The 7227-nt window shown below is 62.6% G+C and carries 8 protein-coding genes and 1 pseudogene; 5 read left to right on the top strand and 4 right to left on the bottom strand.

The features are described 5' to 3' along the window. From QW868_RS24155 to QW868_RS24140, 4 genes and pseudogenes are all read left to right on the top strand, one after another. Nucleotides 1-686 (top strand): IS3 family transposase (locus tag QW868_RS24155; RefSeq protein WP_316231701.1); only part of this gene is annotated, 686 nt, incomplete at its 5' end. A gap of 288 nt (nt 687-974) precedes the next feature. Next, complete coding sequence (locus QW868_RS24150) at nt 975-1235, top strand: pyocin activator PrtN family protein (protein WP_316231700.1); 261 nt, start codon at nt 975-977, stop codon at nt 1233-1235. 648 nt (nt 1236-1883) lie between these two features. Beyond that, nucleotides 1884-2297 carry a hypothetical protein gene (locus QW868_RS24145; RefSeq protein ID WP_316231699.1) on the top strand — a complete coding sequence of 138 codons (414 nt, stop codon included), beginning with the start codon at nt 1884-1886 and terminating at the stop codon, nt 2295-2297. Continuing rightward, nucleotides 2284-2630 (top strand): annotated as a pseudogene (locus QW868_RS24140) (tyrosine-type recombinase/integrase). The gene QW868_RS24145 and the pseudogene QW868_RS24140 overlap by 14 nt, the downstream one beginning before the upstream one ends. A 465-nt stretch (nt 2631-3095) precedes the next feature. On the opposite strand, the gene QW868_RS24135 reads toward QW868_RS24140, so the two are convergent. Continuing rightward, the gene (locus QW868_RS24135) at nt 3096-3509 is read right to left on the bottom strand and encodes a hypothetical protein (RefSeq protein WP_315739603.1); all 414 of its coding nucleotides are present in this window, start codon (nt 3507-3509) and stop codon (nt 3096-3098) included. A 108-nt stretch (nt 3510-3617) separates the two neighbouring features. Here QW868_RS24135 and QW868_RS24130 point away from each other — a divergent pair, with 108 nt between their 5' ends. Further along, nucleotides 3618-4553, top strand: coding sequence for a LysR family transcriptional regulator (locus QW868_RS24130; protein ID WP_316161751.1), 936 nt, complete (start codon nt 3618-3620; stop codon nt 4551-4553). A 243-nt stretch (nt 4554-4796) separates the two neighbouring features. Here the strand turns inward: QW868_RS24130 and QW868_RS24125 are convergent, their stop codons facing one another. The 3 genes from QW868_RS24125 to QW868_RS24115 are packed head-to-tail and all read right to left on the bottom strand — an operon-like array spanning nt 4797 to nt 7189. Then, nucleotides 4797-5687, bottom strand: a complete 891-nt coding sequence (locus QW868_RS24125) for a U32 family peptidase (protein WP_315772870.1) — start codon at nt 5685-5687, stop codon at nt 4797-4799. 36 nt (nt 5688-5723) lie between these two features. Continuing rightward, on the bottom strand, nt 5724-6701 hold the full coding sequence (locus QW868_RS24120) for a peptidase U32 family protein (protein ID WP_316231697.1): 978 nt from the start codon (nt 6699-6701) through the stop codon (nt 5724-5726). After that, the gene (locus tag QW868_RS24115; RefSeq protein WP_316231696.1) at nt 6692-7189 is read right to left on the bottom strand and encodes an SCP2 domain-containing protein; all 498 of its coding nucleotides are present in this window, start codon (nt 7187-7189) and stop codon (nt 6692-6694) included. Before QW868_RS24115 ends, QW868_RS24120 begins: the two co-directional genes overlap by 10 nt. Nucleotides 7190-7227: the final 38 nt, after the last annotated feature.

Here is a 7227-nt window from a genome sequence, read left to right as displayed (position 1 = left end):
AGCTGTTCCGGCTGTACCGGGAGGAACGGCTCACGGTGCGCCGCAGAGGTGGCCGCAAGCGGGCCCTCGGCACACGAGCTCCGATGACGGTGCCGCTGCTCCCGAATGATCGCTGGTCGCTCGACTTCGTGTCGGATCAGATGACCGACGGCCGGCGATTCCGCGTCCTGACCGTGGTCGACGACTGCACCCGCGAGTGCCTGGCGCTGGTGGCCGACACCTCACTCTCGGGCGCCCGGGTCGCTCGAGAGCTGGACCGGCTTGTCGCCGAGCGCGGCAAGCCCAAGATGGTGGTGAGCGACAACGGCAGCGAGCTCACCAGCAATGCCATCCTGACATGGGCCGATCAGAGCCGCATCGCCTGGCACTACATCGCACCGGGGAAACCCATGCAGAACGCCTTCATCGAGAGCTTCAACGGCCGCCTGCGGGACGAACTGCTGAACGAGACGCTGTTCACCTCGCTCGCCCAGGCCCGCGTTGCGCTCCGATGCTGGCAGACCGACTATAACGACGCTCGGCCGCACTCCCAGCTCGGATGGAAGACGCCATCCGCGTTCGCCGCCACCTGCAATCCGCGTCGGGATCTGGCGCTGCGCTATGTCGAGAGCTCCGCGCCAGCTCCCGCCGCTACGACCGCCCGGATGGGCACATCCAACCGCCCGAACGAACTCAGATCTGGATAAAACTTGGGGGCAAGGTCACTGGAAGTCTGTTATTCCTGAGGAAGTTAGATGGCGCGCCCGGAACGATTCGAACGTCCGATCTTCAGATCCGTAGACAGTCGACCTCAGCGACAGAAATTGTCGCGTCGTGCCTTCTGCACGGTCGGCAAACAATTTGCCTTTCTTGCTCTACGCTAGCCAAATGTTCGATCTCGACCCCAATAATCTGCCTTGTCCGGATTTCTTCGATCAGTATGCAGAGGTCAGCTCTGACCGAACGTGACGACAGCGCATTCGACGGGTCTGGTCATGAATACCGCATTTCTTCTGATGGCGCAGTACGGTGGAAAAGCTATCATTCCGATCGAGGACGTCTGTCGGGATTACTTTTCGCATCTGAGCCCCACAAAGCTTGTCCAAAAGATTGGCGCCGGCGAAATTCCAATTCCTCTGGTGAGGATGGAAGCCAGCCAGAAATGCGCGAAAGGCGTGCATCTGGTGGATCTCGCCCAATACTTGGATGCCCGGGTTGAGGCTGCACGTAAGGAATTGAACGCCTTCATACGCTGAAGCGGCGATCGGGTCCCCGCTGGCATAGGACCAACGTTTCGCCGCCAGCGCCCTCCCCCTCGCCTCACGCACCCGCACCTTTCTGAGTGTCGGCTGCCAATTCAAAGCGACGCGGCGCACCTCTAATGCGCTTCTCTTGCCGATCGAAGTCGCCCCTTGGAGCGCCTGGAGACCGTACGCGAGGCCAGTACAACAATCGGTACGACACGGCTGGAAAGACCCACGTTAATTCCTTGACTTTCGTGGTTTTTCCTTAGTAGCGGGTCCAATCCATCATGGGCGCCACGGCAAATCTATGTGATTGATATTGCTTCATTTTTCGAGCATATTCAACTCGTTAGGTCGCCTCGTGTGCACTCTATTCTACGCCACAGCGCGATGTTTTTTTGGCTTTTTGCCGCCTCAGTGCACACGGAGCGCACACGCGTGGCAACTATCACCTGACTGAAATCCGGCTCTTGGAGAGCCCAAGTCCGACGAAAGGGGGAATATGTCAACGGGACGTTTCTCCGCCGAAAGGATGCCGAGGAATGGGCCATCGATATCGAGCGGCGGATCGATCGCCAAGAACCGACAACGACGCAAAAGTCCCGCGACGTCCAACTCTTCGGCGATCTCGTCACGCTTCATCGTCAAGATTTGGCCGAGGTGGGAAAGGACATTGGTCGCTCCAAAACTGCGAGCCTCATCTTCCTGAACGAAAGACTTGGGCATCTTCGTCTTCCAGAGCTTGATCGAGAGCGGTTCATCAAATTTGGAAAAGAGCGCGCGATGGAGGGGGTCGGCCCGGTGACCGTCGGTATCGATCTTGGATACATCAAAACGATTCTGTCTCACGCCGCCGCAGTACACGGCATCGTTGTTTCAACCGAACCACTCGACCACGCCCGGATGGCTCTTCGACGTCTCGGGCTCGTCGGAAAAGGCGATGAGCGCAACCGCCGTCCCACGCAAGACGAACTCGATCGTATTATCTCAGCGTTCGAATTAAACAGTCGGCAACAGATCCCAGTCGGTCTGTGTGATCCGATTCGCGATCGCAACGGCTATGCGGCAAGATGAAATTGCAAGAGTCGAATGGCGCGACTTCGACGCCGGCAACCGAATGCTCCTCATTCGCAATCGGAAAGATCCCCGAAAGAAGAAGGGCAACGATCAGCGAATTCCCCTGCTGGACGATCCGTTGGAACGGCATTTCGCCGTCAGTGCCAACAATTGAAGATCGATGACCTACATTTCCACGATCTGCGCCACGAAGGCACGAGTCGTCTTTTCGAGGCAGGATTTTCCATTGAACAGGTTGCACTTATCACCGGGTACAAGGATTGGAAAGTGCTGCGTCGCCTGTCAGGCAACCCGCACCGAACGGATGGAATGGAGAGTCTCTGGCTTTAGATGCGTGTAGCGATGAAAGGTCGAACATCGTACTCAGCTTGGAAGGGTTTCGGCATTTGAATACTTTCAAGGTGCGTTCGGACAAAACGCAGCTCTAGGCGCGATTGAACTGACATAGCTTTTCTGGATTGTCCGATTGATTGAAGCGGGCCCAAAGATCGCCCCTCGCCTACGGGCCAGAGATAGTCACTATGCCTGAAAACATGGTTGGCGCGCCCGCGATCCAACATGTAGGAGCCACCATCTTGAGGCATCGGTGGTTCGAGTCGGGCGTCCGCTACATCGCTAGACCCACTATTTCGGAAGCCCTGTTTTCTTGTCGGCGGGCAGCCCAAATGCCAATGAACAAGTCCCAATCCCGGGGCCCGCGACACCAATTCTTGCGATCGGTGGAACGGATTCCCGGGCTCGTCGTAGCGTCACGTTTGGTTAAGGCGAATGCATAAGGCCGCCGCCTCAATGCGTTCACATCGCCTTGGCGAGCGCGAACAACCGGAAATCCTCGAGCGCCGCGTGCCGATGCGGGGCGACTTCGCGCTGGTAGGTCTCGGTGTCGACGATCGAGCGGAAGGCGGCGAAATCGCCGTATTCATTGATCGCCGCTTCGTCCCAGCGTTTGCCTTGCGGGCCGACCAGGCTCGCCAGGACCGGCCCGGAAAACATCCGCACCAGCGGCTTACCGGCTGCGAGACGCCGGAAGGCCGGTCTATAGCGTTCGTTAAATGCTTCGCGGCCCGAACAGGGCGCGGCGTCGAAGCCGTCCTCGTAACGCGCATACGCGCGGTAGCGCAGCAGATTGAGCATGTAGACCGGCTGGCCGGGGGGAATCGCGCGCTCGGCGGCGTCGAGGGCTTGCAGCGTGATTTCGATGGCGTTCATGGGACTTCTCGCGGTTTCTAGCGGCGCAGCATGCGCGCTAACGCTCCCCATTTGGCCCATCGGAACGGCCTCTTGTAGCGACCCCGTCGCCATGACTATGTGGACTGAATGTCCACAACAGCCTTGCCTCCCGACCTCTCGCGTCTCCTCGCCTTCGTCCGCGTCGTCGAGGCGGGCTCCTTCGCCGAAGCCGCGCGGCGGGCGGGGACAACCACTTCGGCGATGTCCAAGGCGGTCGCCCGCCTCGAACAGGCTCGCGGAATACGGCTTTTGCATCGCACCACCCATTCGCTGGCGCTGACCGAAGAGGGCGAGCGGCTGATGGCGGCGGGACGCGCGCTGGCCGAAAGTCTCGATCGCGTCCAATCCGCGCTCGGCGAAGCCGCGCGTAACGATGGCGGACGGGTGCGAGTGACCGCCCCCGCCTCGTTCGCGCGTGCCTGCATCCTGCCGCGACTGCCTGCGTTCCTGCGGGAGCGGCCGGAAATCGAGATCGAGATCAAATTCCGCAACGAGATTCTTGATCTCGCAGCGGAAGGCGTCGACATCGCCATCCGCTCAGGCCCCCTCGATCGCGCGCCCGGTCATCTGGCGCGGCGGCTTTGCACGTTCTCCTGGATCGCTTGCGCCTCGCCTGCCTATCTGAACGCGCGCGGCGCGCCGGCGACTCCATACGAGCTGTCCGAACATGACCACGTCGGCTTCCGCAATCCCGCGAGCGGGCAGATCCTGACCTGGCGCTTCACCGACCCGCGCGGCAAAAAACTCGTTCGCGTCGCGCCCAAGCCCAAGCACATTTGCGACGACGCGCACGCTTCGGTCGCTTTGATCGCGAATGGGTTCGGCATTGGCTGGGGCCCGGCATGGCTCGTCCACGACGACTTGCGCACAGGTCGGCTCGTCGAAGTGCTTGAGCCGTGGCGCGCGCCGGCGGAGCCCCTATGGATGCTGCGCACCTCGGACCGCCGGCCGCCCCTGCGCACGCAGCGCGTCATGGCGTTCCTCGCTACGCTTCCCGCCGCGTTCAGCAACAAATCGGGATGAGGCGTCGGCCGTCAGCTGGGCTTTGCGGTCGGCGCGTAGGACGCCAGCCGGCTTGGGAGGGGAAATCGGGGACAGACCACGATTTCCCCGGCTTCCTGGGCTTCCGCCTGGGCGCGGTCAGCAATCTGCAGCATGCCGGCACGAACGGGCTGCGCGCCGTCTCTCAACGTCGTCCATCCGTGGTCAGTCAACATGCAGACTGGGCACATCCGAGTTTACCTCGACAGAAGGACACGGCAGTACCTACCCCGAGACGTAGGAGGCACCGGGGGCGCCGTGCAAGAAGCCGTTGGCGAATGGAACGTCCGGATAGATCTCGCGCAAGCGGCCCCTGGCGGCCTCAGCTTCCACGCGGCCCGCCAGGACCGCCTGGAATTGCTCGGACACCGCGACCATGTCGCAGGCCTGAGGTGACAGCCGCAGCGATCTCACGCCGCTCTGCGTCAGACGATCGAGATCGCCGAGCAGGTTGCAGCAACCATGCGACAACGTCTGCACGCCATTCATGGTGAGGAACGCTTCATTGTCCAGCGTCGTCACGACGAGGCCGTCCGGATCCTGCTCGCACACGAAGCGGCAATTGTCCTTGGCGAGCTTGTGCAGGCGGGCGTGATAGCAGCGCGCGGAGATCGCGAGCGGCACACGGCCGAAGGCGAACACTTCGATCGCCACCTGCGGCACGGCGCCGGCGATCGCGGCAACCGAGGACAGTGGCAGCTCCGGCGGGAGGCAGATCCGGGTAGCGCCCTGGGCGGCATGAAACGCGGCGCTGGCCTCGTTGTAGATGTTGACGAATGGCCCGATGGCATGCGGCCTACCGGCGATCGATTTGAGGCAGGTGAGGTCGTTGACCTCCACCAGACCGTGGCCAAACTCGGCGAGGCTTGCCGTCTGCCGGCGCTCGCGTCGCAACGACACCAGGACCAGCGAACCCAGCAGCACCTGCTTGCCGGCAGCCATAAGCCGCTCGATGACTTCAGGCAAATGGGGTTCGAAGAACGGCGCGCGCTTAGAGCAGACGACCTCGCCGACCACAACGCGGTCGAGCGGGGCCTCGTCGGCCATGCGAAAGTAAAAATCACGCCAGCGCTCGGGCTGCCAATTGTAGAGCACGGGCCCCAGAGTGAGCTGCATTCGGCCTGCGCCTTGTTCCGCCATTGTCATGTCGTCCTAGCGCCAGGTCTTGCGGTAGGCGCCCTGCGTGGAGGCCTGCCCTTCGGTGAACGCCGTGAGGTCGGACGCGTCGGCGGACCGGCCGGCATCGAGCGCTGCCAGCACGCTGCGGAAATGCCGCACGACGCCGTCGACATAGGCGCGGCCGCGCTGGCGGCCCTCGATCTTGAGCGCGGTGACGCCGGCTTCGCGCAAGCCTGCGAGCAGGGTCGTGGCATCGAGGCTGACCGGATCCTCGAAGATGTAGCCAGAGCCCTTTGCGGTCGAGAAACGCCCCTTGCACAGCGTTGGATAGCCGGCAGGTTCGTTGCGTCCGAAACGGTTGATTGTGAAAGCGCCAAGCCGCGAGGTCGTGCCCAATATCGTCTCCTGATAGACGACATGACTGGCCGGCGAGCATACCCCCTGCATGTTCGGCGACTTGCCGGTGGCGTAGGAGGACAGCGAGCAACGCCCCTCGGCCATAACACATAGTCCGCCAAACACGAACACTTCGGTCTCGCATGCCGTCTCACGGGTGATATCGGCGATCTCGGGCACGCTCAGCACGCGCGGCAGCACCACGCGGCGGGCGCCGAAATTCTCGACATAGAACGCAATCGCGTCGACATTCGCCGCCGCCGCCTGCACCGAGACATGCAGTCGCTGTTCGGGATGGCGCCGCGCGGCATAGTGCATCAGCCCGACATCGGCAAGGATCAGCGCGTCGGCTCCGGCCTCGACGGCATCGTCGACCGCGCGACGCCACAGCTCGACGGCGCCGGCGCGCGGGAAGGTGTTGATCGCAACCAGCACCTTGGCGCCGCGCCGATGCGCGAACGTTACTCCTTCGCGCATCTGCTCGCGGCTGAAATTCAGCCCGGGAAAGTTGCGGGCATTGGTCTCGTCGGCGAAGCCGCAATAGACGGCATCGGCACCGGCTTCGACCGCGCTCTTCAGCGCCGCCGGCGTCCCTGCCGGACAGATCAGCTCCATGGTCGCATCCCGCTTTCGTTCGTCGTTGATCTCAGCAGCGAGTCACGCGCGGCCGCGAGCAGGCGTTGCGCGGGCACGCCGAACGGCCCCGAAAGCGCTGCGATCTCGCCGACCAGATCCAGACCGGCATCGTCGATCGCATTGCGGAGCGCCAGCACCGCCTCGATATCGCCTTCGATGACGAGCTGACGCGAAAACATCAGCGCATCGCCGTCGAGCCGGCCCTCGACCAGCGCCAACAGGCTCACGATCGACGCGGAGATGGACGCATCGAGGCCGGTGGGCAACGCGCGCACCGCCGCGAGTTGCGGCTGCTGTGGGCCCGCCTGAATCACGAAAGCGAACGGCAGATCGGTCGGCTTGATGCCAAAGCGCTTTCCGCGATGCGACCCGAGCCGGTCGAGAAGATGCGGATGCCGGCGCAAAAGCCCACGCAGGAAAGCGCCGAGCGCGATCTGCAGGGGCAGCAATGGCAACGGACGCAGCATCTGCCTGAGCAGTGGCGGCAACAGGGGCAGTGAGGTCG

Origin of the sequence: Bradyrhizobium sp. SZCCHNR1051 (genome assembly GCF_032489615.1) — a bacterium.
Taxonomy (GTDB): Bacteria; Pseudomonadota; Alphaproteobacteria; order Rhizobiales; family Xanthobacteraceae; genus Bradyrhizobium.
Note: the sequence above shows the minus strand (reverse complement) of the source record. Positions and strands in the feature narration are given on the sequence as shown.